General features: G+C 64.6%; 27 protein-coding genes. 14 read left to right on the top strand and 13 right to left on the bottom strand.

From position 1 onward, the window contains the following. Positions 1 to 213 precede the first annotated feature (213 nt). From RFN28_RS18125 to RFN28_RS18140, 4 genes are all read right to left on the bottom strand, one after another. Positions 214 to 1,197, bottom strand: a complete 984-nt coding sequence (locus tag RFN28_RS18125; RefSeq protein WP_320288684.1) for an NAD-dependent epimerase/dehydratase family protein — start codon at positions 1,195 to 1,197, stop codon at positions 214 to 216. Positions 1,198 to 1,234: 37 nt separating this feature from the next. Next, positions 1,235 to 2,311 carry a glycosyltransferase family 2 protein gene (locus tag RFN28_RS18130; protein WP_320288685.1) on the bottom strand — a complete coding sequence of 359 codons (1,077 nt, stop codon included), beginning with the start codon at positions 2,309 to 2,311 and terminating at the stop codon, positions 1,235 to 1,237. A gap of 5 nt (positions 2,312 to 2,316) precedes the next feature. Beyond that, positions 2,317 to 3,234: a lysylphosphatidylglycerol synthase domain-containing protein gene (locus RFN28_RS18135; RefSeq protein WP_320288686.1), complete on the bottom strand. Its 918-nt coding sequence runs from the start codon at positions 3,232 to 3,234 to the stop codon at positions 2,317 to 2,319. Positions 3,235 to 3,376: 142 nt separating this feature from the next. Beyond that, a complete protein-coding gene (locus tag RFN28_RS18140) occupies positions 3,377 to 4,990 on the bottom strand; it encodes an ArnT family glycosyltransferase (RefSeq protein WP_320288687.1) in 1,614 nt (537 codons plus the stop codon). 296 nt (positions 4,991 to 5,286) lie between these two features. On the opposite strand from RFN28_RS18140, the gene RFN28_RS18145 reads away from it, so the two are divergent. Beyond that, a complete protein-coding gene (locus RFN28_RS18145; RefSeq protein WP_320288688.1) occupies positions 5,287 to 5,883 on the top strand; it encodes a DUF995 domain-containing protein in 597 nt (198 codons plus the stop codon). Between the two features lie 129 nt (positions 5,884 to 6,012). Here the strand turns inward: RFN28_RS18145 and galE are convergent, their stop codons facing one another. The 4 genes from galE to RFN28_RS18165 form a co-directional block, all read right to left on the bottom strand. Next, entirely contained in the window at positions 6,013 to 7,110 is a 1,098-nt protein-coding gene (gene galE / locus RFN28_RS18150) for a UDP-glucose 4-epimerase GalE (RefSeq protein WP_320288689.1), read from the bottom strand. Further along, positions 7,107 to 8,171 (bottom strand): UDP-glucuronic acid decarboxylase family protein, encoded by a 1,065-nt coding sequence (locus RFN28_RS18155; protein ID WP_320288691.1) that lies wholly within the window; start codon positions 8,169 to 8,171, stop codon positions 7,107 to 7,109. Before RFN28_RS18155 ends, galE begins: the two co-directional genes overlap by 4 nt. A 547-nt stretch (positions 8,172 to 8,718) precedes the next feature. Further along, positions 8,719 to 9,075 (bottom strand): hypothetical protein, encoded by a 357-nt coding sequence (locus RFN28_RS18160; RefSeq protein WP_320288692.1) that lies wholly within the window; start codon positions 9,073 to 9,075, stop codon positions 8,719 to 8,721. Between the two features lie 279 nt (positions 9,076 to 9,354). Beyond that, positions 9,355 to 9,828, bottom strand: coding sequence for a carboxymuconolactone decarboxylase family protein (locus RFN28_RS18165; protein ID WP_320288694.1), 474 nt, complete (start codon positions 9,826 to 9,828; stop codon positions 9,355 to 9,357). Between the two features lie 136 nt (positions 9,829 to 9,964). On the opposite strand from RFN28_RS18165, the gene RFN28_RS18170 reads away from it, so the two are divergent. Genes RFN28_RS18170 through RFN28_RS18180 form a run of 3 tightly spaced genes read left to right on the top strand, consistent with a single transcriptional unit; the run spans position 9,965 to position 12,104 of the window. Further along, positions 9,965 to 10,612 carry a TetR/AcrR family transcriptional regulator gene (locus tag RFN28_RS18170; protein WP_320288696.1) on the top strand — a complete coding sequence of 216 codons (648 nt, stop codon included), beginning with the start codon at positions 9,965 to 9,967 and terminating at the stop codon, positions 10,610 to 10,612. Positions 10,613 to 10,624: 12 nt separating this feature from the next. Next, positions 10,625 to 11,248 carry a hypothetical protein gene (locus RFN28_RS18175; RefSeq protein ID WP_320288698.1) on the top strand — a complete coding sequence of 208 codons (624 nt, stop codon included), beginning with the start codon at positions 10,625 to 10,627 and terminating at the stop codon, positions 11,246 to 11,248. 7 nt (positions 11,249 to 11,255) lie between these two features. Further along, complete coding sequence (locus RFN28_RS18180; protein WP_320288700.1) at positions 11,256 to 12,104, top strand: 23S rRNA (adenine(2030)-N(6))-methyltransferase RlmJ; 849 nt, start codon at positions 11,256 to 11,258, stop codon at positions 12,102 to 12,104. Positions 12,105 to 12,128: 24 nt separating this feature from the next. Here the strand turns inward: RFN28_RS18180 and RFN28_RS18185 are convergent, their stop codons facing one another. After that, positions 12,129 to 12,887 (bottom strand): AraC family transcriptional regulator, encoded by a 759-nt coding sequence (locus tag RFN28_RS18185; RefSeq protein ID WP_320288701.1) that lies wholly within the window; start codon positions 12,885 to 12,887, stop codon positions 12,129 to 12,131. 184 nt (positions 12,888 to 13,071) lie between these two features. Between RFN28_RS18185 and RFN28_RS18190 the strand changes: the two genes are divergently transcribed. The 3 genes from RFN28_RS18190 to RFN28_RS18200 all read left to right on the top strand — a co-directional run bounded on the left by RFN28_RS18190 (position 13,072) and on the right by RFN28_RS18200 (position 14,446). After that, positions 13,072 to 13,494 carry a VOC family protein gene (locus tag RFN28_RS18190; RefSeq protein ID WP_320288702.1) on the top strand — a complete coding sequence of 141 codons (423 nt, stop codon included), beginning with the start codon at positions 13,072 to 13,074 and terminating at the stop codon, positions 13,492 to 13,494. Positions 13,495 to 13,520: 26 nt separating this feature from the next. Next, on the top strand, positions 13,521 to 13,883 hold the full coding sequence (locus tag RFN28_RS18195; protein ID WP_320288703.1) for a DoxX family membrane protein: 363 nt from the start codon (positions 13,521 to 13,523) through the stop codon (positions 13,881 to 13,883). A 110-nt stretch (positions 13,884 to 13,993) separates the two neighbouring features. After that, positions 13,994 to 14,446: a hypothetical protein gene (locus RFN28_RS18200; protein WP_320288705.1), complete on the top strand. Its 453-nt coding sequence runs from the start codon at positions 13,994 to 13,996 to the stop codon at positions 14,444 to 14,446. A 68-nt stretch (positions 14,447 to 14,514) separates the two neighbouring features. On the opposite strand, the gene RFN28_RS18205 is transcribed toward RFN28_RS18200, so the two are convergent. The 3 genes from RFN28_RS18205 to RFN28_RS18215 all read right to left on the bottom strand — a co-directional run bounded on the left by RFN28_RS18205 (position 14,515) and on the right by RFN28_RS18215 (position 16,945). Then, complete coding sequence (locus RFN28_RS18205; RefSeq protein WP_320288706.1) at positions 14,515 to 15,762, bottom strand: RNA polymerase sigma factor; 1,248 nt, start codon at positions 15,760 to 15,762, stop codon at positions 14,515 to 14,517. Beyond that, the gene (locus RFN28_RS18210) at positions 15,759 to 16,163 is read right to left on the bottom strand and encodes a YciI family protein (protein ID WP_320288708.1); all 405 of its coding nucleotides are present in this window, start codon (positions 16,161 to 16,163) and stop codon (positions 15,759 to 15,761) included. The genes RFN28_RS18205 and RFN28_RS18210 overlap by 4 nt, the downstream gene beginning before the upstream one ends. 158 nt (positions 16,164 to 16,321) lie before the next feature. Continuing rightward, a complete protein-coding gene (locus RFN28_RS18215; protein WP_430678326.1) occupies positions 16,322 to 16,945 on the bottom strand; it encodes a TetR/AcrR family transcriptional regulator in 624 nt (207 codons plus the stop codon). Positions 16,946 to 17,015: 70 nt separating this feature from the next. On the opposite strand from RFN28_RS18215, the gene RFN28_RS18220 reads away from it, so the two are divergent. The 5 genes from RFN28_RS18220 to RFN28_RS18240 all read left to right on the top strand — a co-directional run bounded on the left by RFN28_RS18220 (position 17,016) and on the right by RFN28_RS18240 (position 20,375). Next, positions 17,016 to 17,558: a DinB family protein gene (locus tag RFN28_RS18220; protein ID WP_320288710.1), complete on the top strand. Its 543-nt coding sequence runs from the start codon at positions 17,016 to 17,018 to the stop codon at positions 17,556 to 17,558. Between the two features lie 411 nt (positions 17,559 to 17,969). Continuing rightward, complete coding sequence (locus RFN28_RS18225) at positions 17,970 to 18,377, top strand: hypothetical protein (protein WP_320288711.1); 408 nt, start codon at positions 17,970 to 17,972, stop codon at positions 18,375 to 18,377. A 252-nt stretch (positions 18,378 to 18,629) separates the two neighbouring features. Continuing rightward, a complete protein-coding gene (locus RFN28_RS18230) occupies positions 18,630 to 19,226 on the top strand; it encodes a glutathione S-transferase (protein WP_320288712.1) in 597 nt (198 codons plus the stop codon). Between the two features lie 260 nt (positions 19,227 to 19,486). Further along, the gene (locus tag RFN28_RS18235; protein ID WP_320288713.1) at positions 19,487 to 19,864 is read left to right on the top strand and encodes a TfoX/Sxy family protein; all 378 of its coding nucleotides are present in this window, start codon (positions 19,487 to 19,489) and stop codon (positions 19,862 to 19,864) included. A gap of 85 nt (positions 19,865 to 19,949) precedes the next feature. Continuing rightward, complete coding sequence (locus RFN28_RS18240) at positions 19,950 to 20,375, top strand: GFA family protein (protein WP_320288715.1); 426 nt, start codon at positions 19,950 to 19,952, stop codon at positions 20,373 to 20,375. Positions 20,376 to 20,549: 174 nt separating this feature from the next. Here RFN28_RS18240 and RFN28_RS18245 read toward each other — a convergent pair whose 3' ends face one another. Then, positions 20,550 to 21,200 carry an outer membrane protein gene (locus tag RFN28_RS18245; RefSeq protein ID WP_320288716.1) on the bottom strand — a complete coding sequence of 217 codons (651 nt, stop codon included), beginning with the start codon at positions 21,198 to 21,200 and terminating at the stop codon, positions 20,550 to 20,552. A gap of 410 nt (positions 21,201 to 21,610) precedes the next feature. On the opposite strand from RFN28_RS18245, the gene RFN28_RS18250 reads away from it, so the two are divergent. Together RFN28_RS18250 and uvrC are read left to right on the top strand one after the other, a co-directional pair. Further along, on the top strand, positions 21,611 to 22,375 hold the full coding sequence (locus RFN28_RS18250; RefSeq protein ID WP_320288718.1) for an SDR family oxidoreductase: 765 nt from the start codon (positions 21,611 to 21,613) through the stop codon (positions 22,373 to 22,375). After that, positions 22,372 to 24,471 carry an excinuclease ABC subunit UvrC gene (uvrC, locus tag RFN28_RS18255; RefSeq protein ID WP_320288719.1) on the top strand — a complete coding sequence of 700 codons (2,100 nt, stop codon included), beginning with the start codon at positions 22,372 to 22,374 and terminating at the stop codon, positions 24,469 to 24,471. The genes RFN28_RS18250 and uvrC overlap by 4 nt, the downstream gene beginning before the upstream one ends. Positions 24,472 to 24,540: the final 69 nt, after the last annotated feature.

Raw genomic sequence — 24,540 nt, forward strand, 5'->3', positions numbered from 1 at the left:
GCCGCGCGCGTTAAATCAGCATCACGCGCGGCTTGCCGCGCGCGTTAAATCAGCATCACGCGCGGCTTGCCGCGCGCGTTAAATCAGCATCACGCGCGGCTTGCCGCGCGCGTTAAATCAGCATCACGCGCGGCTTGCCGCGCGCTGAACCGGCAAAGGCGCCGTCGCCGGGGGCGCAGGCCGGAGGCAAGAGGATGCGCGCGACCGCGTGCGCTACCTCTTGTGCTCCGGCCGCCATTCCTGCCGGTACCAGTCGACGAATTTCGCCAGCCCTTCCTCGATCGACACTTTCGGCCTGAAGCCGAAGTCGCGCTCCAGCGCGGTGGTGTCGGCATAGGTCTTCTCGACCTCGCCGGGCTGCATGGGCAGGTCCTCGCGGATCGCCTTGACGCCGAGCAGGCGTTCCAGGGTCTCGATGAAGCGGCCGAGATGCACCGGCTGGCTGTTGCCGATGTTGTAGATCCTGTGGCGCTCGCCGCCGGCCGCCGGCGGCTTGTCGAGAATCGCCACAACGCCGTCGACGATGTCGTCGACAAAGGTGAAATCGCGCCACATCTCGCCATGGTTGAAGACGCGGATCGGCTTGCCCGCCAGCATCGCCTCCGTGAAGATCCAGGCAGCCATGTCCGGACGCCCCCACGGACCGTAGACGGTGAAGAAGCGCAGGCCGGTCTGCGGCAGGCCGTAGAGGTGCGAATAGGTCGAGCTGATCAGCTCGTCCGCTTTCTTGGTCGCCGCGTAGATCGACACCGGATGGTCGACGCGGTCGGTCTCCGCGAACGGCACCTTTTTGTTGCCGCCATAGACCGAGCTCGAGGAGGCATAGACGAGGTGCCGAATGTCGGGCGATGCGCGACAAATCTCCAACATCTCCAGGTGGCCGCCGATGTTGGTGTGGATATAGGCGCGCGGATTCTCCAGCGAGTAGCGCACGCCCGCCTGCGCGCCGAGATGCACGATGCCGCTGACCGGCACTCCCTTGAGCTTCGCCGCCAACGCGCCGGGCTCGGCGATGTCGAGCTGGTGGAACGAAAAACCCTTCTGGCCGGAGAGCCGGGCCAGCCGCGCTTCTTTCAGCGCCGGATCATAGTAGGTGTTCATGTTGTCGACGCCGATCACCGCGTCGCCGCGACCGAGGAGGCGGTGGCAGACATGGCTGCCGATGAAGCCGGCGGCTCCGGTCACCAGGATGGTCATGCGGTCATATCCTCCTGCTGGAAGGGAACGAACGGCATCATTTTCGGCGCGATCTTGTCTTGCTGTTCGCCGGCGGGGCCGGCTGGTGCCAGCCGTCACCATCGCCATGCGCTGGCTGCGGGCGCGCCACATAGGCCGAGGCGCCGTTGGACTCGTGATAGACGCGCGACAGCATCTCGGCGAGCACGCCGGACGTCACCATCTGCAATCCGGCAATCACCAGGAAGAAGCCGGTGAACAGCATCGGGCGGGTTCCGATGTCCTGTCCGAAAAACACCTTCAGGCCAAACAGATAGGTGAGCACCAGCGAGCCGAGCACGCCGAGCACGATGCCGATGCCGCCGAAGAAATGGCCGGGCCGGGTGCGATAGCGCATGAAGAAGAACATGAAGACGAGGTCGAGCACCACGCGGAACGTGCGCGAGATGCCGTATTTCGACTGGCCGTGGATGCGGGCGTGATGCGTCACCACTTCCTGGGCGATGCGGCGCGGCGTCGTCACCGTCGCCAGCCAGGCTGGTATGAAGCGGTGCATTTCGCCATAGAGCCGGACGCTGCGGATGACGCTGCCGCGGAAAACCTTCAGGCTGCAGCCATAATCCTTCAACCGCACGCCGGTGACGCGCGCGATCAGCGAATTGGCGATGCGCGAGGGCAGCCTGCGCATCCAGAAGCCTTCCTGGCGGTTCTTGCGCCAGCCGGCGACCAGGTCGAGATCCTCGGTCAGCAGCCGATAGACCATGCGCGGTATGTCGAACGGGTCGTTCTGCAGGTCGCCGTCGAGCGTTGCGATGACATCGCCGCGCGCGGTGTCGAGACCGGCCTGCATGGCGGCGGTCTGCTTGTAGTTGCGCACCAGCTCCACGGCGTGCACATGCGGACCGTACTGAGCCGCGAGCCTGCGGATTTCGTTCGGCGTGGCGTCGGTGCTGCCGTCGTCGACCAGCACGACTTCCCAGGGCTGGCTGTAGCTCGCCATCGCCTGGTGGATGCGCGCAAGCAGCGGCGCGACATTGTCGGCCTCGTTGTACATCGGAATGACAATGGAAAGCTTGTGCTCGGGCATGACGGCGCCCTCGGGCAGGCCCGATTGAAGGATGGGAAGCATGTCCATGGCGGTCATTTCCTTGCGGGTCCCGCGGCCGGGGTCTCCGGCAGCGTCGATTTCGAGGGAAACAGCCAGGCGATCGCACCGGTGGCGACGGCCGAGCAGAGGATGAAGAGATGGAGTGCGAGTGCGGCCTGCAGGCCGTCCTTCATGGCGATGCCGGAATAGAGCAGCGCCGCTGCCGCGCCCGCTTCATAGGTGCCGAAGCCGGCGACGCCCTGCACTGGCAGGATCGCGGCGGCTTCTGCTCCGACGGCGCCGGGAAAGGCAGTCTGGAAGGAGGTCCCGAGCAGCATGGCCAGCAGCCATCCCTGCACGGCAAGCTTCAGCGCCCAGTTGGCGAGCGTCCACCACCAGCCGTAGCGGGAGCGCCCGGTCGCCTCGGTGAAGATGTCGCGCAGCTTGCCGAGCTTCGAAACGATGCTGCCGCGCCCGGCCCAGTCATGCGGCGCGCGCGCCCAGCGCGGCAGGTACCAGGCAGCGGCAATCAGCGCCGCGATGCCGGCGGCCCTCAGCGCCGAGTGAAGGCCGGGCCACACGAGGCAGGCAAGCACGCCGACGACGAAGGCATCCTGCAGCCTGAACCACAAAAGCGAGGCGCCGGCGCGCACGATCGAAACGCCGAACACCTGCCGCAACAGGATCGGGAAGGCGGTCTCGCCGCCGCGGAACGGCACCACATTGATCATGGCGTTGTGGATCAGGATGACGCGCAGGCAGGCGCCGAAGCGACCGCCGATCTCGTCGCGGAACTCGTCGCAGACGCGCAGCGCACGCAGCACATAGGTGATGAATAGCGCTGCCGTCACCGCCGCGAAAGCGCCGGGCGTGATGCTGGCGAAGGCATCGCCCACCATCTTCCAGCGCGAATCGCTGGCGAGCCATGCCAGCAGCGCCAGGGTGACGATTATCGAGAATGCTCTTTTCAACCAGTTCTCCGCCGGCTTTCCTTGCCGTCTCAGCGGCTGCCGCAGGTTCATCGCCACGCGGCCGTCCGCCGGCCGCCCGGTCCGCCGGTTGCCGCCGAGCAGCCGACCGCGTCCATTCTATGGCCCGGCCTCGACGGCTCCCTCACGGGCGGGTGATCCTATAGACCAGCAGCTTGTCCGAATCCACAAGCTTGGTTGCGGTCTTGTCGAGGTAGTCGATCACTCCGTCATGATGTTCGACGAACAGCCGGTCCTGATGGTCGGCGGCCTCCTTGGCGGCGCCGAAATAATCTGCCCCTAGGGCGCGCAGGTCCTCGAGCTGGGCGATCGCGGTGGCATCGTCCTCGACGAATTTCGACCATTCCACATCGCCGCCGCCGGGCGGGAACACCCAGCCGCGCGCCCGGCTGTAGTAGATCGCGACGGGATCGCCGACTTCCGGGGCGACGGCGACGACAAGCTCACCCGGCTGGATGAAACGCGCCAGCTCCTCGCCGAGCAGCTTGCCGTTCATCGCGACCGGTGCCTTCATCGTCTTCAGCAGCGGGAATGTCGAAAGCGCCAGCGCCAGCGCCGCCATGCAGATCGAGCGCAGCACGACCGCCGGGGACAGGGCGCTTCCGGTGCCGAGAGTTGCCAGCACCAGCGCGCCGCGGCCGCAGAACATCGCGAACGGCACGTGGAAGATATGGTAGTTCCACGGATTGCTGGTGATTTCGCGCGCCGCCGCGACATAGACAACCAATGCCGCCGCCAGCCACACATAGGGAACGGCAGCAAGCGCGCGCTCGGCCGATTGCGCGGGCCTCGGCGGCATCCAGAACCCGACGGCGATCAACGCCATGAACGGATAGCCGTAGAACCACCAGACCGACGTGTTCCACACCGATTTGAAGTAGAAACTGTTCCTGAAGAACGTCCGGAAGCCGGAATCCCAAATGTAGCCGCTGCCTGCCATATGATACGGCGGGTAGGAGCGGCCGAGATAGATCGCCCAGCTGAAATAGGCGGCGATGATGGCGAGGCTGATCAGCCCGTTGACCAGCACCCGCGAAGCCTGCCGGTATCGCCGCTCGAGGATCCAGCAGACCGTCAGGTAGAAGATGACAGCGCCGGCGGCGAGGCCGGGTGGCTTGGCGAGCGCGCCCAGCGTGAAGCTCAGCGTCGCCAGCGGCAGCAGCCATGCCTTGCCCCCGGCCCAGTATTTCGCGAACAGCCATACGCCGAGCGTCACCAGCGCCAGCATCGAGGGGTCAGGCAGGAACGAGCTGTCGATCATCGCCGGGCCCGGCATCAGCGCATAGGCGAGCGCCGCGGCGTGGGCATGCGCCTCGTCCCAGCAGAGCGCGGTCAGCCTGTGCAGCGAGAACACGCTCACCATGCCGAACGTCGCCGCGACCATCCGGCCGAACCAGCCGTGCCAGCCGAAGAGCTGATAGAGCAGGGCGGTGAGATAGCTGACGATCTGGAATTCACGCCCCTGATAGCTCGGCCCGGGGCCGGTCCAGCTCACTTCGGGAAAGAAGATGTTCCAGCTGTGCTGCTGGAAATTGTCGGCCATCATGGCGGTGCTCGTCTCGCGCCAGCTGAAGGCATCGACAAGCGGCTGGGTGATGTTGTGAAAACGCGCGATTGCTGCCACCAGCAGTATGGCCAGCAAGATCAGCGTATTGAGATTGATACGCTGGCCGGCCGCCGCGTGCCGGCCGGCCAGCGCCACGCCTTGGACGTCGGCCGTTTCCGTGTTGCCTGTCATCTGGAGCCGCCCCTTCCACCCCAAGCTACTGTGGCGCAGCGCAATTGCCAAACACCGTCAGACTATCACAAGATTGTAATAGCCACTGTTAAATAACGGCTTGTAGTGTTGCTTGGATTTGGACTCGGTTGACATCGCGCCTCTCGCAGCTGTTAATGGTTTTAAGGGCGCTGATCGCGCCGCACCGGGTTGACGGGCCCGGTGCATGTGACGGAACGCGGAAAGCCCCGAAGAAAAATCTTCCAAACCATGGTTTCTCGACCCGGCCGCATCGGGGTCGAGAGGGGGCTATTGACATGCGTTCGCTCATCGGCACGACAGATCAGATCACCTTTCCGCCTGGACCCGGCATGAGCGTCCGCCGGCTTGCGGCGCGCGGCTGGCTCGTGCCGCTCCTCTTTGCCTGCGGCCAGCTTGCGTTTGCCGGCGCCGCCGACGCGGCCGCCGCGAAGAACAGCGCGCCCGTCGAGGCCGCCGCCAAGCCCAAAGCCGCTCCTACCGCCTTCGAATTGCAGCTTCTCTATGCCGACCGCACCTGGAACTGGAAGAATGGAGCGGCCTATTTCAGCCTGGACAGGCGCCTGCAGGCCTGGACGGCAGGGCAGGACAAGTCCGCCGTCGCCGAAGGCCGTTGGCTGGTGACCGACACCGGCAAGATGTGCATGGAGCTTGCCTGGAGATCCAAGACCTACACCACCAAGCCGCAACGCACCTGCTACAGCCACCGCATCGAGAGCGGCAACATCGAGCAGCGCAAGGACCCGGATGGCGAGTGGTACGATTTCAAGCACGCCAAGGACGATCCAGCCGACGAGCATCAGAAGTTCGAGGCCGGCAATACCAAGGGCGCGCAGTTCGACGAAACCCGCAAGCTGGTCGACAGCAAGGGGTAAGAACAGAGATTTGCGGTGCTTCGACAATTCCATGAGAGCTGAATCGCTTCAGCCTTGCGTCCGAGTAGAAGAGGCTCGCTGAGACAGGCCCTCGGCCCAGCTCAGCGAGCCCGCGCCCCGACACATTACTCACAGGGACGACTGCCAGCCTTGCGGGCTGGCGTTTTTTCGTGGCGTCCGTGCCGTGCGGCGTGCGCTCTGCGCGCAAAGCGGTGCGGACGCGTTGAAAGCCTTTGGCGTCGAGGCCGCAGCCAGCCCGAAGAAGGGCGCGGCTGTCCTGATGATGGTGTCGATATCGGAAAGTTCCGCCACGAAGCCCAGTTTCTCGCGCGCAAGGCCGGGATCGGCGAAAAGCCCGGCCGGATCGCCGGGCCGGCGCGGCTTGTAGACGACCGGAACCGGCCGCGACGTGATGCGGCCGACGGCTTCGAGGATCTCCTTGATCGAGATGCCGCGGCCGGTGCCGAGATTGACGGCCAGGCTGGCGCCGCCGGTTTCCAGATGCATCAATGCCATGAGATGCGCGCGGGCGAGGTCGCTGACATGGATGTAGTCGCGTACGCAGGTGCCGTCCGCCGTCTCGTAGTCGGTGCCGAAGACCTCGATCGCCTCGATCATGCCGGACGCCGCCATCAGCACCCTTGGAATGAGATGGGTCTCAGGCGTGTGCCACTCGCCGAGCTCGCCTTCGGGGTCGGCGCCGCAAGCGTTGAAGTAGCGAAGGATCGCGTATTTCATCCCATAGGCCGAGGCATAGTCCTTGATGATCTCTTCGCCCATCAGCTTGCTGCGGCCATAGGGGCTGATCGGCTTCTGCGACGCGGCCTCGCTGACCGGCAGCGCTTCAGGCACGCCGTAGGTCGCGCAGCTCGAGGAAAAGATGATTTTGTCGATGCCGTTGGCCCGCGCCGCGTCCAGCACCGCAATCGTGCCGCCGACATTGGTCGCGTAGTACTCCGCCGGCTCGCTGACCGACTCGCCGACATAGGCAAGGGCGGCAAAATGGACGATCGCCTGCGGCCTGTGGGCTTCGATTGCCCGCTGCAGTGCATTGCGGCCGCGTATGTCGCCGACGACAAGCGGACCCCAGGCGACGGCCGTCTGGTTGCCGCGGCTCAAATTGTCATAGACCACCGGCAGGTAGCCGGCCGCCGAGAGCAGCTTGCAGGTATGGCTGCCGATGAAACCGGCGCCACCCGTCACCAGAACGGCGCGGCGGTGGCTCATGGCGAGGCGGCCTCCCTGGCGGAGGAAACGCCGGCGCTCCGCGGAGCGACGAACCGGCGGCCGCCCAGCAGGGCGTCGAAATGGGCGGTGGTGCGGGCGAGCCCTTCGCTGAGCGCCACCTTCGGCTCCCAGCCGAGATACTGCCTGGCATAGGAGATATCGGGCTTGCGCTGCCTGGGGTCGTCGACCGGCAGCGGCCTGTGCACGATGCGCGAGGGTGAATTCGTATAGTCGACGACCAGCTCGGCCAGTTCCATGATGGTGAACTCGACAGGGTTGCCGAGATTGACCGGATGCTGCGGCGCCGCCGGGGTGTTCATCAGGCGGATGAAGCCCTCGACCAGGTCGTCAACATAGCAGAATGAGCGGGTCTGCGTGCCGTTGCCATAGACGGTGATGTCGTCGCCGCGCAGCGCCTGGACGACGAAGTTCGACACCACGCGCCCGTCGTCGGGCTGCATGCGCGGGCCATAGGTGTTGAAGATGCGCGCGACGCGCACATCGATGCCGTATGTCCTCGAATAGTCGAAGAACAGCGTCTCGGCCGAGCGCTTGCCCTCGTCGTAACAGGAGCGCGGGCCGTGCGTGTTGACGTTGCCGAAATAGCCTTCCGGCTGCGGATGCACCAGCGGATCGCCATAGACCTCGGAGGTCGAGGCCTGGAAGATCTTGGCATTGTGGCGCCGGGCGAGTTCCAGAAGGTTGATCGAGCCCAGCACGCTCGTCTTGAACGTGTGGATCGGATCGGCCTGGTAGTGAGGCGGAGAGGCGGGGCAGGCGAGGTTGTAGATCTCGTCCACGGCGAAATCCGCCGGCAGTTCGTCGACAATATCGTGTCTGATGCAGGTGAAGGAAGCGTCGCGCGCTATGCCGGCGAGATTGTATCTTTTGCCGGTATGGAAATTGTCCAGCGCGATGACTTCATAGCCGTCGGCGAGCAGTCTCTCGCTCAAATGCGAGCCCAGAAATCCCGCTCCGCCGGCGACCAGTGCGCGGCCGCGATCAAGACCTCTGCGATCCGGCCCGCCGTCCAGCTTCAAAACCTTGATGACCCCGCTCATCGCAACCCTCGTACGCGCACACTTCACCGATCCGGGCCAGGACAACAGCGTTGCCCGACCAGGCCAAAGCCAAAGGCGATCCTCCGCATGCGCGGAACCGCCTGCACGATGTGTGCGTCGTAATTTTCTGAGTTCGCGGAGCTTTTGCTTGCGGCTTATTTTCTGCCGCTCAGCATCCCTTCGCCCCTAGGTCGCGATTCCACGAAGATGGTTGCCACCACCGCAGACTGCTCGCCCAAATTGCACACCCAACGCATATAAAAATATACTTGTGGATGGCGTAGTCAACTAAATTAGCGTTTTGTTAATCCCACTTGTTTGTGAACGGTTAACCGTGATCGGGGCGAATAGGGGGTGTCGGCGGCCGGAAGTATTGCTGTCGTGTTGCTTGCGCGTGCGCAATGGGCCGGCGTATCCGGCTGGCTCGCTGGAGCCGTTCTGCGAAAAGCCGTCGCGGATGTCGTGATGGTTGGAAGAAATGCGCGAAGAAGGAGGTTCCGAGCAGACGTTTAACGCGTTCGGTTTTATTTCGGCGCTGGATTGACCATTAGATATTCTGTGCTGAAAGCGGTCCAACGCCTCTCAGGAAGCAATGCGATTGCTGCCCGAAACCGCTCGGGCTGCAGATATACGCGGCACTTCCAAAATGGGGGTTGGCGCTCACGCTGGTGATCGGAGCGGGCGCGGTTCTTGTTGGCGCAATGCGATCTGGTTTCAAGTTGACCAAGGCGGCGCTGCCGCTCTGGGATACGCTAAATGCAGCAGTTTGTCCGGAATTGAAGTACTGGCAGCCGGAAATCGCCAGAATTGTTCCAAAAATCATAAATCTATAAAGAAATTTAGCGGGTAGAAAAAATTGGCTGCTCGAGGATGGTCCTTGTTGCTTCCCTTGAACCGTGAGCATTCAAAATCCTTCCGGGCACACAAAGCACCCTGCGTTTCGAATCATGACCAGGAACCCACTCAAGGGATATTATGGCGAACATGGTTAATTTAGCGATAGCTGCTTAAATGCCCAGTGGAGTTTCGATGCGCGGCTGAGAGCACCGGAGGGGCGCCAGCGAGACCGTTTACATCCGCCGGTTGTCAGGCGGGCGCGCGGCGATCGTCATGCTCACGATGAAAGCATGGCCCGCCAAGCCGCGGGCCATGCGGCCGCTGTCGGCTGCATTGCCGTGGGATTTCACTCCCCGCCCATCTCCTTCTTGAACTGGGCGAAGTCGACCTGCATGCCGTTGAAGATGGTGCTCCAGTGGCGGGTCAGGGCGGCCATGGCGACGGCCTCCTGGATCTCTTCGTCGGTGGCGCCGGCCCGCTTGGCATTCTCGGTGTCCGACCAGATGCAGTAATTGCAGGGGATCTGCGCGGCGACCGCCAGCGAGATCAGCGACTTCACCTTCGGCGGCAGCGCCGTCTTGTCGCTGAGTTCGATGGCCTTGACCTCCGCCCACGCGCCGGGCAGACCGGCCTTCGGGAACTGTTTCACGAAACTCGGCACGCCGCCCATCGTCGACTGGATGTCCTTGATGGCGGCGTCGTAGTCGTCGGCGCTGGCCGGCGCTGAGGTCAGCATGGTGGCGAGCGTGCCGGCGGCTGCGAGCAACGAGGCGGAACGAAGGCAGGAATGCACGCTCGAAACGATGCGAAGGAAGGACATGGTTTTCTCCTCTGGTCTTTGTTAGCCTTACGGTGTAAGGTATTTCGGAACATGAACCTTACAGTGTAAGTTGTCAAGCGACGCCATGGACTCATCGATCAAAAAAAAGCGACCCCGAGGCCGGCTGTCCCGCGAGATGATCGAGGACGCCGCCTTCGAGGTGATCGAGAGGGAAGGGCTCTCCGGCTTCTCGATGCGAAAGCTCGCCGCCGCGCTCGGCTGCGAGGCGATGAGCATCTACCACCACTTCCCCTCGCAGGCGCATCTCTACGAGGCGCTGGTCGACCGGCAGATGAGCGGGCTTGTCGTTCCCGACAACAGCCTGCCCTGGCGCGAGCGGGCGCGCATCGGCATGCAGGAATTCCGCCGTGTCGCGACCGAGCACCCGGCCTTCGCGCCGTTCATCGTCGTCTACCGCATGAACTCGCCGCCCTGCCTCGCCAAGCTGAACGCCATCATTGGCCTGTTCGAGGATGGCGGCTTCGGCCCCGAGCTCAGCGCTCGTCTCTTCCGCGCAGCCGGCTATTATCTGATGGGTGCGATCCTCGACGAGACCGCGGGCTACGCCAAGGGACCCTCGGCGGTCACCACGGTCAGCGACGAGGATCTGGCGCGCGACTATCCGAGCGTCAGCGCCGCCGGCGCCTACTTCGGCACCAGCGGTTTCGACAAGACTTTCGAACTTGGCCTGGAGATGTTTCTGGACGAGATGGAGCGAATTCGCGACGCTGCCCGCCACGAGACCGCGAAAGTTGGCGGCGATCGCGTTCAGAAGAAGAAATAACCAGGGCCCTCCATGCGCTTCCTCTCGGTCCTCGTCCTCGTTGCCGGCGCCGCGATCGGTGTCTTCTACCCCTGGGTGATGAGCAATTTCTCCGGCCACGCGATCGGCAGCTTTCGCGTCTATGAGGGCGGCCGCTTCCGGCCGGTGACGGTGCAGCTCAGCGAAAGCGATGCGCCGGTCCGGGTGCTGGTCGACCTCACCGCGCGGGCCGAGCGCGTCGCCTCGCAGCAGCGCACGGTGCTGACGCTGACGGCGGCAAGCGGAGGCCGCACAGCGCTCGCTTCGACGCTCTCCTTCAACCACACCGACAATCCGCGCCAGGTGAGCCCGCAACTGCCCGACAAGATTTTTCGCGACGAGGCCGGCGTGATCGATAAGGTCGCGCCTGGTGCTTACGTCTTTACCGTCGGTCCGGGTGATGCCGACGGCATCGACATGCGCGCCGTCGATCTTATCTTGCGCGCCGGCGCCGGCGCGATCGACGAGCGGGCGCGCCCGGCCGGCTACGCGCTGATGGGCGTGGGCTTCGTCGGGCTGATGCTCTCGCTGGTCTTCGGTCGCGGCGGAGAGCGTCCGCAAAACCCCAACTCGCAGCCGCCAGCGCCGCGCTGGGGCCGCAACGGTGCGCCGAGGTGAGGGCGGCATGAACTATCATCACGCCTATCACGCCGGCAATTTCGCCGATGTCGTCAAGCACGCCGTGCTCAGCCGGCTGGTCGAGTATCTCAAGCAGAAGGACAAGGCCTTCCGCGTCATCGACACCCATGCCGGCATCGGCCGCTACGATCTCGCCTCGGTCGAGTCCGGCAAGACCGGCGAATGGCAGGGCGGCATCGGCCGGCTGTTCGAGGCCGCGATCGAGCCTCGTGCGGCGACGCTTCTCCAACCCTATCTGGATGCCGTGCGCGCCGAAAATGCCGATGGCGGCGTCAATCGCTATCCCGGCTCGCCGCTGATCGTGCGCCACCTCCTGCGCAAGCAGGACCGGCTGACCGCGATCGAGCTCCATCCCGAGGATGTGGCGCGATTGAAGGTGGTCTTCGCCGGTGACTTCCAGACAAGGGTGATCGAGCTCGACGGCTGGCTGGCGCTCGGCGCGCATCTGCCGCCGAAGGAAAAGCGCGGGCTGGTGCTGGTCGATCCACCTTTCGAGGAGGAGGGCGAGTTCCAGCGCCTGGTCGAGAACCTGCGGCGGGCACACCGCCGCTGGCCAGGCGGCATCTACGCGCTCTGGTATCCGATCAAGGACCGCAAGGCCGTCGCCGCTTTCCGAACGGCGCTGCGGGAAACAGGCATTCCAAAACTGCTCGACATCGGCTTCGAGATCCGTCCGGCCTCGAACGAGCCCAGCCTCGACGGCAGCGGCCTCGTGGTGGTCAATCCACCCTTCACGCTGGAGGGCGAATTGCGGGTGATGCTGCCGGCCCTGCACAAAGCGTTGGTCGTCGAGGTGCCGTCGCGCTGGACGATCGAATGGCTGGCCGGCGAGTAAGACGGGGGCCGCGCCAAGATTGAGCTATGCCAGCGCTGTCGGCGTGACGCCCGTCAGCCGCCGGCTCTCGCGGATCAGATGCGCCTGGTCGGCATAGCCAGCATCGACCGCAAGCACGGCGGTCGAAGCGTTGTCGCCGGCTTTCTCGCGCAGGCGGCGGAAGCGGTGGAAGCGCAGGATGCGGTCGAGCGTCTTCGGGCCGTAGCCGAAGGCGTCCTCGAAGCGCCGGCGCAGCGTCCGCTCGCTCATATGCAAGTGGCGCTGCAGGAAAGGAACCAAGGGCGTCTCGGGCGGCAGACCCTCGTCGATGACCTCGAAGGCTCTGCCCATCAGCGGATCGAGCGCATCGCGCCCCTCCGTGTGCATGCCGACCGTCTCTTCCAATTGCCGCACCACACCGGCGAGGTCGGGCGCCGCCTTGATGCGGTCCGACAGTTCTCGCGCGCGCGTGCCCCAGAGCTCGCCGAGATCGAGCCGCCCGCCGACGATCTCGCCGGCTGGCACGCCGAGCCAGCCGGCGGCAGCTCCCGGCCGGAAGCGGAAGCCGACGATCACGGCGCCGGCCAGCGGCCTCTCGATCTGTAGTTCCTTGTCCGGCCCGGCGATGCGGAACCGGCCGTCGATCCATTGAAGGTCGATGGTCGCGTCCGGCGTGATCACGATCGGCGGAGCTGCCTGATCGTCCATGCGATGCACCCAGACCGCGGAAAAAGCGGTGGCCAAGGCAGCGGCAGCGGGCCTTACCCGAAACAAGCCGGTGGACTGGGCCAGTACCGCTTCCATGTGTTCTCCGATCTGCTTCCGGCGTTCCCGGCGGATCGACGCGTCGGCCATTTTTGGCCGAAATCTTCAATGCGGGCCGCTTCCGCCGTGGCAAAACGGACGCAATCTGCTGGCCCCGTCAGCGCCTCTTCCGGACTGCATCCGCTGCCGGTCGTGGGTCCGAATATAGAAAGGAGAAGGAGAAATGAAAGCCCGCATCACCGTTCTCACCCTAGGCGTCGACGATCTCGAGGCGTCGTTGAAGTTCTACCGCGACGGCCTGGGCCTGCCGACCGAAGGCATCATCGGCCGCGAGTTCGAGCATGGCGCCGTCGCCTTCTTCGATCTCGCCGGCGGCTTGAAGTTCGCCATCTTCGAACGCTCGAGCATCGCCCATGACGCCACGGTGCCGCAGAGCGGCCGCAGCCCAACCGAGTTAACCATCGGCCACAATGTGGCGAGCGAGGCCGAGGTCGACGCCGTGATGGCCGAGGCCATCGAGGCCGGCGCGCACGTGGTCAAACCGGCGCAAAAGACCTTCTGGGGCGGCTATGCCGGCTATTTCCAGGATCCCGACGATCATCTTTGGGAAGTCGTCTACAACCCGGCTTTTGTCCCAACGGACTGAGCCCCAGGCAGAACGAGGAGGCCGACATGACCCTTCATGCCGTCCAGGCGATAGGCGCGCTTCTCATCGGCGGCGTGTTCGTCTTCGCCGGTATCGAGCACTTCGTGAAATTCAAGGCGATGTGCGGCTATCTGGCGAGCCGGAAGTTCCCGGCTCCCGCCCTCATGCTTGCGGCCGGCTCGGCGCTCGAGATCATCGCCGGCCTGATGCTTGTCATCGGCCTCGCCATGCCTTTCGCCGCCGGCGCGCTCATCCTGTTCACGCTGACGGCGAACTTCATGCTGCTGCGCTTCTGGGCCTCCGAGGAGCCGGAGCGGCAGGTGCTGCGCAACGCCTTTCTGATTAACCTCGCCGTCATCGGCGGACTGCTGCTGGCCGGCGCGGGCTAGCGAGCGCGCACCTTCGGAACGATGCTTTCCGGAAACCATTGTTTTCGCAACCGCTTGACCGCCGTCGAGCGAATCCGCACAGTGCGCGCACCCGACCTCGAGAGGCTGTCATGACTCGCTTCGCTCATTCCGCCCTTGCCGCGCTGATTTCGCTTTTGACGCCGCTTGGCACGTCGCTTGGCTTCACCCAGGCTGCGCACGCCGCCGACCTTGCCGTCTACACCGAGGAAGACGGTGGCGTCTGCGGTCAGCCCTGGGTGCTGAGCAAGATAACCAGCCGCTTCTCTTATCAGGTGCGTCACGTGCCGCACCTGCCCGATGTTGCGATCACCGACTTCCATCGTATCCACCAGCATCGCTATTTGCCGGCCAGCGACGAATGGCCGATCGGCCGGCGCTATTGCGGCGCAACCGTCAGCCTCTCAGATGGCCGCGACCGCACCATCTGGTACCTGATCGAGGAAGGCCAGGGCTTTGCCTCGATCGGCGACAATGTCGAGTTCTGCGTCTCGGGCTTCGACCGCTGGATGGTCTATAACGGCCGCTGTCGCGTGCTGCGGTAAGGGGAGAGGCGCTACTGCCGAGGCTGCCAATCTCCCCGCAAGGGGGAGATCAGGTAATTATGCTGGTCTCAGCCGATCGCACCAGACCGCGCAAGCAGCAGCGCCCGCTCCCTTTCATTTCCGGTCAACTCGGCGGCCCGGCGGAATTCGGCGCGCGCTTCTGCCATCCGTCCGAGCTTTTCCAGGAGGTGGCCGCGCACCGTGGGCAGGAGATGCGAGTCCCTGAGGCGCGGCTCGTCTCTCAGCGCGTCGGCGACGGCTAGGCCCTGGGCCGGTCCGAAGGCCATGCCCACCGCCGCCGCCCGATTGACGTCGACGATGGGCGAGGGCGCCGAAAGCGAGAGTGCCTGATAATAGGCGGCGATAGCTATCCAGTCGGTGTCGACGGCGCTTACCGCGCGGGCATGGCAGGCGGCTATCATCGCCTGCAGCAGGTAAGGGCCGGGCGTCGGCGTCAGCGTCATCGCGCGATCGAGGCCGTCCAGGCCGCGCCGGATCAGCGACCAGTCCCAGCGGCTGCGGTCCTGCTCGAGCAGCAGGATCGGATTGCCGGCCTTGTCGGTGCGGGCGGCAAAGCGCGAGGCGTTGAGCTCCATCAAGGCCAACAGCCCGAGCGCCTCGGGCTCCTCCGGCATCAGCGCAGCCAGCAGGCGGCCAAGGCGCATCGCCTCGCTACCGAGATCCGCGCGCAGCCAGTCCGGCCCGGCTGTCGGCACATAGCCCTCGTTGAAGATCAGATAGACCACCTCCAGCACCGAGGCGAGGCGCTCGCGCCGCTGTTGCCCACGCGGCGTCTCGAACGCGATTGCCGCCTCGCGCAGCGCCCGCTTGGCGCGCACGATGCGCTGGGCAACGGTGGCTTCGGACACCAGGAAGGCGCGGGCGATCTCCGGCGTCGAGAGCCCTCCCAGCAGCCGTAAGGCAAGGGCTGCGCGCTGCTCAGCTGGCAGCACCGGATGGCAGGCGGTGAAGATCAGCCGCAACAGGTCATCGTCGATGTCCTCGTCGAGCATCGCCTCGATGTCGGGCATCGTGCGCTCCAGTTCGGTGAGGTCGATCGCCAGTGCGCGGTGCTTGCCGTCGAGCATCACGGTGCGGCGCAGCCGGTCGAGCGCCCGGTTGGTGGCAACCCGGGCCAGCCAGGCGGCCGGGTTGCGCGGGATGCCGTCCCGGGGCCAGCGTTCCAGCGCGAGCAGAAACGCATCCTGCACGATCTCCTCGGCCAGCCCGACATCGCGCAGATACCGGGTGAGCCTGGCGGCGAGCTTCGGCTGCTCGATCCGCCAGACCGCTTCAACGGTTGCGGTGGCGGTCAACCCTTCAGCCCGCTGAAGCCTTCGGCCGCCTTCCGGACGTCCTCGGGGAAATCGCTCATCTCCTGGACACGTCGGACCTCGATGATGTCATTTTCCGAAGCGGGGCAGCGGCGGGCCCATTCGATGGCCTCCTCGCGTGAGCGCACGTCGATCATCCAGTAGCCGCCCAGCACCTCCTTGACCTCCGGGAAGGGGCCGTCGGTGACGGCGGGCTTCCCGCCCTTGAAGCTGACTCGCGCCCCGGTGGACGGCGGATGCAGTCCGTCGAGTGCCAGCAGCACGCCGGCCCGCTTCAGCTCCTCATTGTACCTCATCATCGCCTCCACCGCTTCGGCGCTGGGCACGGCGTCGGGGGCAGCGGTTGCGTAACCGCCGGGGATCATCAGCATCATGAAACGCATGGGTGGGTTCCTTCGGTTGGGTTGGTTGCGATCATACGACGAACGAAGGCTGGCGGAATCGACAGAAGCTGAAAAGTTAGATGTTTGCCCGATGCGTGACGTCGTCGAAGGGGGCCGAGCCCTGAGGCCCGCTCTGCGCGCCTCGGCCGTGCCGTAGCTCAGGTCGCCTTGGCGCCCGACAGATAGGCGCAGATCAGTTCGCCGAGCTGCTTCTGCAGCTCCGGCGCGTCGAGCATGTTGCGGCGCGCCGCGTTGTGGATCACACCCTCGATCGCGGACGAGAGCACGCGCGCCATGGTCTCGGTATCCTTCCTGCGCCGGCGGTACTGCGTCACCGCCGCCGTGTAGTGCTCGAGATAGCGGGCCTGGAACGAGGCATGCGCGGCGCGTGAGCCGCGGTCGCCTAGCGCCTCATCGAGCAGCACCTGGTGCAGCGTCGGGTGGATGCTGTGCGCGGCGATCATGCCGCGCACCAGCTCGCGCGCGAACTGCCTGAGCGGCTTCTCTTCGGCGGCGGCTTCGCGGATGACAGACAGCACATGGTCGAAGTGGCGGCGCCGGATTGCGTCGACCAGCGCAAGCTTGTCGGGGAAATACTGGTAGAGCGAGCCGATGCTAACGCCCGCCGCCTCGGCCACCTTGTTGGTGCTGAAGCCCGCCCAGCCGATCTCGCTCAGAACGCGAGCACCTGCTTCGATTATTGCTTCGACGGTGGCGACCGAGCGCGCCTGGCGCGGCTCCTTGCGCATGCGCGGGAATGGCTTTGCAATGCGAGTAGACATCCTGGCCGGGTCTCCCGAGAATATAAACAAGATACTCACATTTAATTGCAGCGCAAACGGAGCCGGACGGATGAGTGCCAGGACGTTGCTGAAGAGCCTGCTTGTCTACCAGGCCTGGGCCAATGACGAGTTCCTGGAGAAGCTCGCCGGTCTCGATCCGCACCGCAACGCGAAGGAACGTCGCGCCGCGCTGAGGCTGATGAACCACATCCATGTCGTGTCGCGGATCTTTGCGGCGCATCTCGCCGGCGTGGCGCACGGCTATGCGAGCGACAACACCGAGGAGACGCCGGAGCCGGCCGAGCTGCGCGCCGCTATCGCGGAAAGCGACCGCTGGTATCTCGACTATGTCGAAACCGTTCCGGAGCAACGGCTTCCGGAGCCGGTCTCCTTCACCTTCACCGACGGCGATAAGGGCTGCATGACCAGGCAGGAGACGCTGACCCATGTCGTCCTGCACGGCAGCTACCACCGCGGCGAGGTCGGCCGTATGCTGGCCGGGATAGCGGTCTCGCCGCCCTGGGATACCTATGCCGTGCATCTGCACCGGGCCGAGCCGTCGCGCCGCCTGCTGACGGTGCCGCGGCCGCTCCGCATCCGGGGCGGATTTTAGAACGCGAGCATCAAGCTCGCATTCCGGAGATCAAGCTTTGTTGCGGCGGTTGCGTGGCGTTGCTTCGCTCTATTCTGTAGATGTTTTCTCTGGACAAGATGAAGCGCGCGATTAGCGGTACGTTATATATTGTGAGCATAGTGCTCACATTCTGGGTTCTGCGCGGTGCGAATACGTCTGGATGATCCGGCGATAGACAGCATAGGGAATTCTCGACGGCACGGTTTCACTTCGACAGCCAAAGATTCGCCGTCGTTTTTTGCGCCTATACCCTTGTCAGCGCGTTTCATGTAACCAAAATTCAATAACTGAAAATCATTGTGTTGCTTCGCTGGCTAGATAGCCGCGAGTCAGATATGCATGAACGCGCCGGGTCACTCACGACCTTGGGCAAAACGCAAGGGGCATCGCATGGCAAAGACGACAACCAAGGCGCCGGCGGCGAAAGCGCCGGCAAAGAAAGCGGCACCGAAGGCTGCCGCGAAACCCGCAGCAGTGAAGAAGGCAGCAGCACCGAAGGCAGCCGCCAAGGCTCCGGCCAAGGCAGCGGCGAAGCCGGCCGCGAAGACCGCGGCGAAGCCAGCCGCGAAGACTGCACCGAAGCCAGCCGCCAAGGCCGCACCGAAGGCAGCCGCCAAGGCTCCGGCCAAGGTAGCGGCGAAGCCGGCCGCGAAGGCCGCGGCGAAGCCTGCCGCCAAGGCAGCAGCAAAGCCAGCCGCCAAGGCTCCGGCAAAGGCAGCGGCGGCCAAGTCGACGGCAGCCGTGAAGAAGGCAGCACCGGCAAAGAAGCCGGCCGCCAAGGCGCCTGCCAAGAAGTAATCGCGTAGCTTCGCTCGCGAACCGCAGCAGGTGAGGGTGGGCGCCGTCGGCGCCCCTCTCGCCAGTTCGAGGTGACAGCGCGCGAAGTTGGAGCGGACGCTCCCCTTAAAGCTCTCGGAAGTTTTGTCACAGCAAAATTTCCGGGAGCTTTTTGTTGCCCGGCCTCTGTTGGCTGCTTGGATTGGCATCGCTGGCCGTTGCTCTGCGCAGCTCTTTCGGTCAACAGTGCGCGCAAACAACCAGGAACCGACCATGCCGAAGCTGCTCTACGCCTCCACGTCACCCTACAGCTCGAAGGTCCGCATGGCCGCCGCCTATGCCGGCATCGCCGTCGACCTCGTGCCGGTCAAGACCGAGGACAAACCGGCGGAGCTGATATCGGCCAATCCGCTGGGCAAGATCCCGGTGCTGGTGCTGGAGGACGGCCGCACGGTGCACGACAGCCGGGCGATTACCCAGCATCTCAACCGGCTGTCGAAGAACGCGCTGTTCCCGCGCAATCCCGACAAGCGGCTCGAGGCCGAGGTGCTGGAGGCGCTGGCCGACGGCATCTGCGATTGCGCGCTGTCGATGGTCTATGAGCGGCGCACCCGCCCCGAGGCTATGGTCTATCAGCCCTGGCTCGACCGGCAGTGGGGCAAGATCACCGTTGCGCTCGACCTGCTCAACGCCAACCCGCCGAAGCTGCCGAAGAAGATCACCGCCGGCCATATGGCGCTGCGCGCCTGCCTCGGCTATCTCGCGCTGCGTTTCGGCGGCCAATGGGAAAAAGGCCGCGGCCGGCTTACCCGCTGGGCCGCCCGCTTCGATGAGAAGTTTCCGGAGCTGAAGGGCTGCGTGCCGGGGTGAGGGCACCACTTTCTCCCCTTGCGGGAGAAAGTGGATCGGCGCGGTAGCGCCGAGACGGATGAGGGGTGTTGGAAGGAATGAGGCGGTGGTGAACTCGGCGCTGTGCAGAACGCTGACGAAGGTATGCCTCAAGCTGGAACACCCCTCATCCGTCGCCTTCGGCGACACCTTCTCCCACAAAGGGGAGAAGGGGAGGCGGCCTTGAACCGCTACCCGTTTTCGTGCTTGCCTGACGCCACCCAAATCGCGGAGGGCTGAGCATGGCAAAGTCAGTCACCCAAACCGGCACCGATCCCATGGTCGAGCGCCTGCGCGCCGCCCTCGGCCCGCGCGCCTTCACCGAACAAAAGATGTTCGGCGGCACCTGCTTCATGCTCAACGGCAACATGCTGATCGGCACCTCGAAGCGCGGGCTGCTGGTGCGCGTCGGCAAGGACGCGCATGCGGCAGCCGCCGCGCAGCCCTGTGCGAGCCCGATGGAAATGGGCGGGCGCTTGATGGAAGGCTATGTCCATGTCGCGCCGGAGGGCACGGCGAGCGAAGCCGAACTCGCAGCCTGGCTCGATCGCGCTCTGGCCTTCGTTGAAACTTTGCCGCCGAAGGTCAAATCCGCCAAAGTCGCAAAGAAGCGCGCGTAAGCCGCTGGCCCGCCACCGTCTGGACTGTGATGTGCCAGTATTTGTCGAGCTGGCTTTGGCGAACGCAAGGCCAGGGGAGGAAGCAATGGCACTCGATGGGCATTGCATGTGCGGGGTCGTGACCTGGACCTATTCGGGTGATGTCACACGCAACCTGGTCTGTCACTGCGCCGACTGTCAGCGGGCGACATCCGCTCCCTTCACGGCCTTCCTGGGCATGAGGCCGGAGCAACTGAGATGGACGGGCGAAATCAGGCACTATGAAAGCAGCCCGAACACGTTTCGCGGTTTCTGCCCGTCCTGCGGCTCGCGGCTCTACTTCCGCTCCGATAGATGGCCTCACGAGATTCACGTTCACGCCGCCACCATGGCGAATCCGGAGGATTACCTGCCGGACGCGCAGGTCTTCATGCCCTCACGCGCGAAATGGCTCGACCGGCTGCCGTCGATTACTGCCCATGAGGGCTTCCAGCAACAGCCCTCAGGTCATTCGCCCGCCGAAACGCGTTAAGGCCTGGGCGAAGGTGCCAGGCAACCTGGGTGGCGATAAAGCTGCAAAGGCTGTTTTGAGGGCGGATGGCGAGGGTGGCCTGATCTTCCCGAACTCCCACAAGGGAGACAGGTTCAGTCCAACAAAAAAAGCCGGGCGCGAGGCCCGGCTTTTCCGTGTCGTGGCTTGGACGACTTAGAACTTCATACCGACGCCGAAGGTGACGCGGTTGTCCTTCGATTTGACGCTGCCGACATTGTCGAAGGTCTTGCTGCCGTAGTCGGTGTAGCGGTACTCGACGCGGCCGAACACATTGTCGGTGATCTTGATGTCAGAACCGACACCGGCCGTCCAACCGAACATCGCCTTGCTGTCGCTGGTGACGCCGTCATCGATCTTCTGGTTCTTGCCGGCGAGACCGCCAGTACCATAGAGCAGGATCTCCGGGGTCACGGAATAGCCGAGGCGAGCGCGCAGCGAGCCTTCGAGGCCCGACTTCGCCTCGATACCGTTGCTGGAGCCCTTGGTGCCGTTGTAGCCGAGATCGGCTTCAGCGCCGTAGACGAAGTTGTCCTGCTGCCACTGATAGCCACCGAAGACGCCGCCGACGAAGCCCTTGGTCTTCACATTGGTGCCGATGTCGCGGGCGTTGGCATGGCCGCTGAAACCGTAGCCTGCGCTCAGACCGACGTAGGGGCCGGCCCAGGAGGCGACGGGAAGTTCAGCAACCGGGGCGGGAGCCGGCGGCTCTTCCTGGACGACGTCTGCGGCATAAGCAGTACCGCCGAGGGCGAAGAGCCCGAGCGCAACCGCGAGCGGACGCGCAAACTTGAGATTGGCTTGCATTGTTGTTTACTCCTTAAGCCACAAGACACTTTAGGCTTGTTGTTTATGAGCGCCCCGGCCCGTCCGGGGGGATAAACGGGCTTGGCGTTCGACGGTTCCAAATGTCGTGTTGAAATACGGCTGAAGCGAACCTGAACTTGGGTCATTCCCCGGCACGATTGAGGCCGAAACTTGACGTTGCATCTTCGCAACAGCGAATGTCAGCAGGCTAATCATGTTGCGCTGCACACCGCTTGGTTCAAGGGGTTCAGCGACATATATTGCGCTATGAGATACCCGAATCCTGATTGGGCAAGCGTGCGTACGGGTCGCTTCGCCACATTCCTGCCCCAGGTGGAAACGGCGTTTAACGCTTGGCCCGTCACATTGTGCCGGCTGTCGGAATCGTGGCGCCGATTAAGGATTGATAGATGAGACAAGCCGCAGGCGTGGCGCTGGTGACGGGTGGAGCGAAAAGGATCGGCAAGGCGATCGTCGAGGATCTTGCCGCGCATGGCTTTGCCATCGCTATCCACGCCAACCGCTCGGGAGAAGAGGCCGAGGCCCTGGCCGGCCGCATCAGGGGCGAGGGCGGTCGCGCCGCCGCGCTTGTCGCCGACCTGACCGACATGGACGCCGTCGGCGATCTCGTCGGCCGCTCGGAGGCAGCGCTTGGGCCCGTCACGCTGCTCGTCAACAACGCCTCTTTGTTCGTCGACGACCGTATCGAGGATTTCGACTGGAAGGCCTGGGACCGCCACTTCGCCATCCATGTGAAGGCTCCGGCGCTTCTGGCGCAGAACTTCGCCCGCGCCTTGCCGGAAGGCGCCGACGGGCTGATCGTCAACATCATCGACCAGCGTGTCTGGCGGCCGACACCGCGCTATTTCTCTTATGCGCTATCGAAATCGGCGCTGTGGACCGAGACCCAAATGCTGGCGCAGGCGCTGGGGCCGCGCATCCGCGTCAACGCCATCGGTCCCGGCCCGACGCTCAAGAACAAGCGCCAGGACGATGACGATTTCGGCAAGCAGGTCGAGGGCCTGATCCTGAAGCGCGGCCCGCAATTGTCGGAATTCGGCGCTACCATCCGCTACCTCTGGGAAGCGCGCTCGGTGACCGGCCAGATGATCGCGCTCGATGGCGGCCAGCATCTTGCATGGCAGACGCCCGATGTGACAGGCATGGTGGAATGAGTCCCGCAGACCACAAGCATAGGCGCAACGGCGCCGCCGACGATCTGCCGCCCGATGTCGACCCCGAAATCGACATCGAGGACGAGGCGGCCGAAGAGATCGTCGAGCCGGAGGCGGTCCTCGCCGGCCCCGATGTCGCCTTCACCGCGATCGACTGGACGCCGCATGCCGGCGATGCCGACGGCCTGGTCGGTGCCGAGGTGATCCAGGCCTTCGTCAAGCGGCTGCCCAATCAGCCCGGCGTCTATCGCATGATGAACGCCGCCGGCGACGTGCTCTATGTCGGCAAGGCGCGCAGCCTGAAGAAGCGCGTCACCAACTATGCGCAGGGGCGCTTCCACACGGCGCGCATCGGCCGCATGGTGCGCGAGACGGCGACGATGGAGTTCGTCGTCACCCGCACCGAGATCGAGGCGCTGCTGCTCGAGGCCAACCTCATCAAGCGGCTCAGGCCCCGCTTCAACGTGCTGATGCGGGACGACAAGTCGTTCCCCTACATTCTGCTTACCGGCGACCATGTCTCGCCCGGCATCTACAAGCATCGCGGCGCGCGCTCGCGCAAGGGTGACTATTTCGGACCGTTCGCGTCGGCCGGCGCCGTCGGACGCACCATCAATTCGCTGCAGCGCGCCTTCCTGCTGCGGAGCTGCACGGACTCCTTCTACGAGAACCGTACCCGGCCGTGCCTGCTCTATCAGATCAAGCGTTGCGCCGGTCCCTGCACCGGCGAGATCTCGCATCAAGGCTATGCCGAGCTGGTCGCCGAGGCGAAGGATTTTCTTTCGGGCCGCAGCCAGAAGGTGAAGACCGAGATTTCGGCCGCCATGCAGCAGGCCGCGGAGGAGCTCGATTTCGAGCGCGCCGCCATCTATCGCGATCGCCTCGCGGCGCTCTCGCATGTGCAGGCGCATCAGGGCATCAACCCGCAGACGGTCGAGGAAGCGGACGTCTTCGCCATCCACCAGGAAGGCGGCCAGACTTGCATCCAGGTCTTCTTCTTCCGCACCGGCCAGAACTGGGGCAACCGCGCCTATTTCCCCAAGGCCGATCCGGCGATGGAACCGGCCGAGGTGCTGGGTTCCTTCCTGGCGCAGTTCTATGACGACAAGCTGCCCGCGCGGACGCTGCTTCTCTCCCAGGCCGTGCAGGAGCAGGAGTTGCTTGCCGAGGCGCTCTCCACCCGCGCCGGGCGCAAGATAGCGATCTCGGTGCCGCAGCGCGGCGAGAAGAAGGACCTAACCGACCACGCGCTGCAGAACGCGCGCGAGGCGCTCGGCCGCAGGCTGGCCGAAACCTCGACCCAGGCGCGGCTGCTGCAGGGCTTCGCCGAGACCTTCGGGTTGTCAAAGCCGCCGGTGCGCATCGAGGTCTACGACAACTCCCACATCATGGGCACCAACGCCGTCGGCGCCATGGTTGTCGCCGGGCCGGAAGGTTTCGTGAAGAACCAGTACAGAAAATTCAACATCCGCTCGACCGAGATCACGCCGGGCGACGATTTCGGCATGATGCGCGAGGTGATGGAACGGCGCTTCTCGCGGCTGCTCCGGGAGCATGGCGACAAGCAGACCTCGGGTGCGGTTGGCGCGGAGGCCGGGGACGATGCGGCCGAGGATCTTGTCGGCGGAAACGGCAGCTTCCCGGCCTGGCCCGACGTCATCCTGATCGACGGCGGCCAGGGCCAGATGACGGCGGTGCGCAAGATCCTGTCCGATCTCGGCATCGAGGATCGCGTCGCGGCGATAGGCATCGCCAAGGGCCCTGACCGCGATGCGGGCCGCGAGCGCTTCTTCGTCAAGGGCAGGGAAAGCTTCATGCTGCCGGTGCGCGATCCCGTGCTTTATTTCGTCCAGCGCCTGCGCGACGAGGTGCACCGCTTCGCCATCGGCTCGCACCGCGCGCGCCGTAAGAAGGAGATGGTCAAGAGCCCGCTCGACGAGATCGCCGGCATCGGCCCCGGCCGCAAGCGCGCGCTGCTCCACCATTTCGGCACCGCCAAGGCAGTCAGCCGCGCCGCCGTTGAGGACCTGGTCAAGGTCGACGGCATTTCCGAGCACATGGCGAAGCTGGTCTATAACCATTTTCATGAGAGCTGAGAGTTGGTTTCCTGCGCGAAAGCTTGACGCGGGGTCGTGTCAAAGGTGCTGCGCCTTGGAGAGTAGCCG

The organism is Mesorhizobium album, from assembly GCF_033977205.1.
GTDB classification, from domain to species: Bacteria; Pseudomonadota; Alphaproteobacteria; order Rhizobiales; family Rhizobiaceae; genus Mesorhizobium; species Mesorhizobium album.

Bases quoted from the DNA above. Each gene is read 5' to 3' on its own strand.
- RFN28_RS18125 (WP_320288684.1), bottom strand. From the start codon at position 1,197: ATGACCATCCTGGTGACCGGAGCCGCCGGCTTCATCGGCAGCCATGTC.
- RFN28_RS18130 (WP_320288685.1), bottom strand. From the start codon at position 2,311: ATGGACATGCTTCCCATCCTTCAATCGGGCCTGCCCGAGGGCGCCGTC.
- RFN28_RS18140 (WP_320288687.1), bottom strand. From the start codon at position 4,990: ATGACAGGCAACACGGAAACGGCCGACGTCCAAGGCGTGGCGCTGGCC.
- RFN28_RS18145 (WP_320288688.1), top strand. From the start codon at position 5,287: ATGCGTTCGCTCATCGGCACGACAGATCAGATCACCTTTCCGCCTGGA.
- galE (WP_320288689.1), bottom strand. From the start codon at position 7,110: ATGAGCCACCGCCGCGCCGTTCTGGTGACGGGTGGCGCCGGTTTCATC.
- RFN28_RS18155 (WP_320288691.1), bottom strand. From the start codon at position 8,171: ATGAGCGGGGTCATCAAGGTTTTGAAGCTGGACGGCGGGCCGGATCGC.
- RFN28_RS18160 (WP_320288692.1), bottom strand. From the start codon at position 9,075: ATGCTCACGGTTCAAGGGAAGCAACAAGGACCATCCTCGAGCAGCCAA.
- RFN28_RS18165 (WP_320288694.1), bottom strand. From the start codon at position 9,828: ATGTCCTTCCTTCGCATCGTTTCGAGCGTGCATTCCTGCCTTCGTTCC.
- RFN28_RS18170 (WP_320288696.1), top strand. From the start codon at position 9,965: ATGATCGAGGACGCCGCCTTCGAGGTGATCGAGAGGGAAGGGCTCTCC.
- RFN28_RS18175 (WP_320288698.1), top strand. From the start codon at position 10,625: ATGCGCTTCCTCTCGGTCCTCGTCCTCGTTGCCGGCGCCGCGATCGGT.
- RFN28_RS18180 (WP_320288700.1), top strand. From the start codon at position 11,256: ATGAACTATCATCACGCCTATCACGCCGGCAATTTCGCCGATGTCGTC.
- RFN28_RS18185 (WP_320288701.1), bottom strand. From the start codon at position 12,887: ATGGAAGCGGTACTGGCCCAGTCCACCGGCTTGTTTCGGGTAAGGCCC.
- RFN28_RS18190 (WP_320288702.1), top strand. From the start codon at position 13,072: ATGAAAGCCCGCATCACCGTTCTCACCCTAGGCGTCGACGATCTCGAG.
- RFN28_RS18195 (WP_320288703.1), top strand. From the start codon at position 13,521: ATGACCCTTCATGCCGTCCAGGCGATAGGCGCGCTTCTCATCGGCGGC.
- RFN28_RS18200 (WP_320288705.1), top strand. From the start codon at position 13,994: ATGACTCGCTTCGCTCATTCCGCCCTTGCCGCGCTGATTTCGCTTTTG.
- RFN28_RS18210 (WP_320288708.1), bottom strand. From the start codon at position 16,163: ATGCGTTTCATGATGCTGATGATCCCCGGCGGTTACGCAACCGCTGCC.
- RFN28_RS18215 (WP_430678326.1), bottom strand. From the start codon at position 16,945: ATGTCTACTCGCATTGCAAAGCCATTCCCGCGCATGCGCAAGGAGCCG.
- RFN28_RS18220 (WP_320288710.1), top strand. From the start codon at position 17,016: ATGAGTGCCAGGACGTTGCTGAAGAGCCTGCTTGTCTACCAGGCCTGG.
- RFN28_RS18225 (WP_320288711.1), top strand. From the start codon at position 17,970: ATGGCAAAGACGACAACCAAGGCGCCGGCGGCGAAAGCGCCGGCAAAG.
- RFN28_RS18230 (WP_320288712.1), top strand. From the start codon at position 18,630: ATGCCGAAGCTGCTCTACGCCTCCACGTCACCCTACAGCTCGAAGGTC.
- RFN28_RS18235 (WP_320288713.1), top strand. From the start codon at position 19,487: ATGGCAAAGTCAGTCACCCAAACCGGCACCGATCCCATGGTCGAGCGC.
- RFN28_RS18240 (WP_320288715.1), top strand. From the start codon at position 19,950: ATGGCACTCGATGGGCATTGCATGTGCGGGGTCGTGACCTGGACCTAT.
- RFN28_RS18245 (WP_320288716.1), bottom strand. From the start codon at position 21,200: ATGCAAGCCAATCTCAAGTTTGCGCGTCCGCTCGCGGTTGCGCTCGGG.
- RFN28_RS18250 (WP_320288718.1), top strand. From the start codon at position 21,611: ATGAGACAAGCCGCAGGCGTGGCGCTGGTGACGGGTGGAGCGAAAAGG.
- uvrC (WP_320288719.1), top strand. From the start codon at position 22,372: ATGAGTCCCGCAGACCACAAGCATAGGCGCAACGGCGCCGCCGACGAT.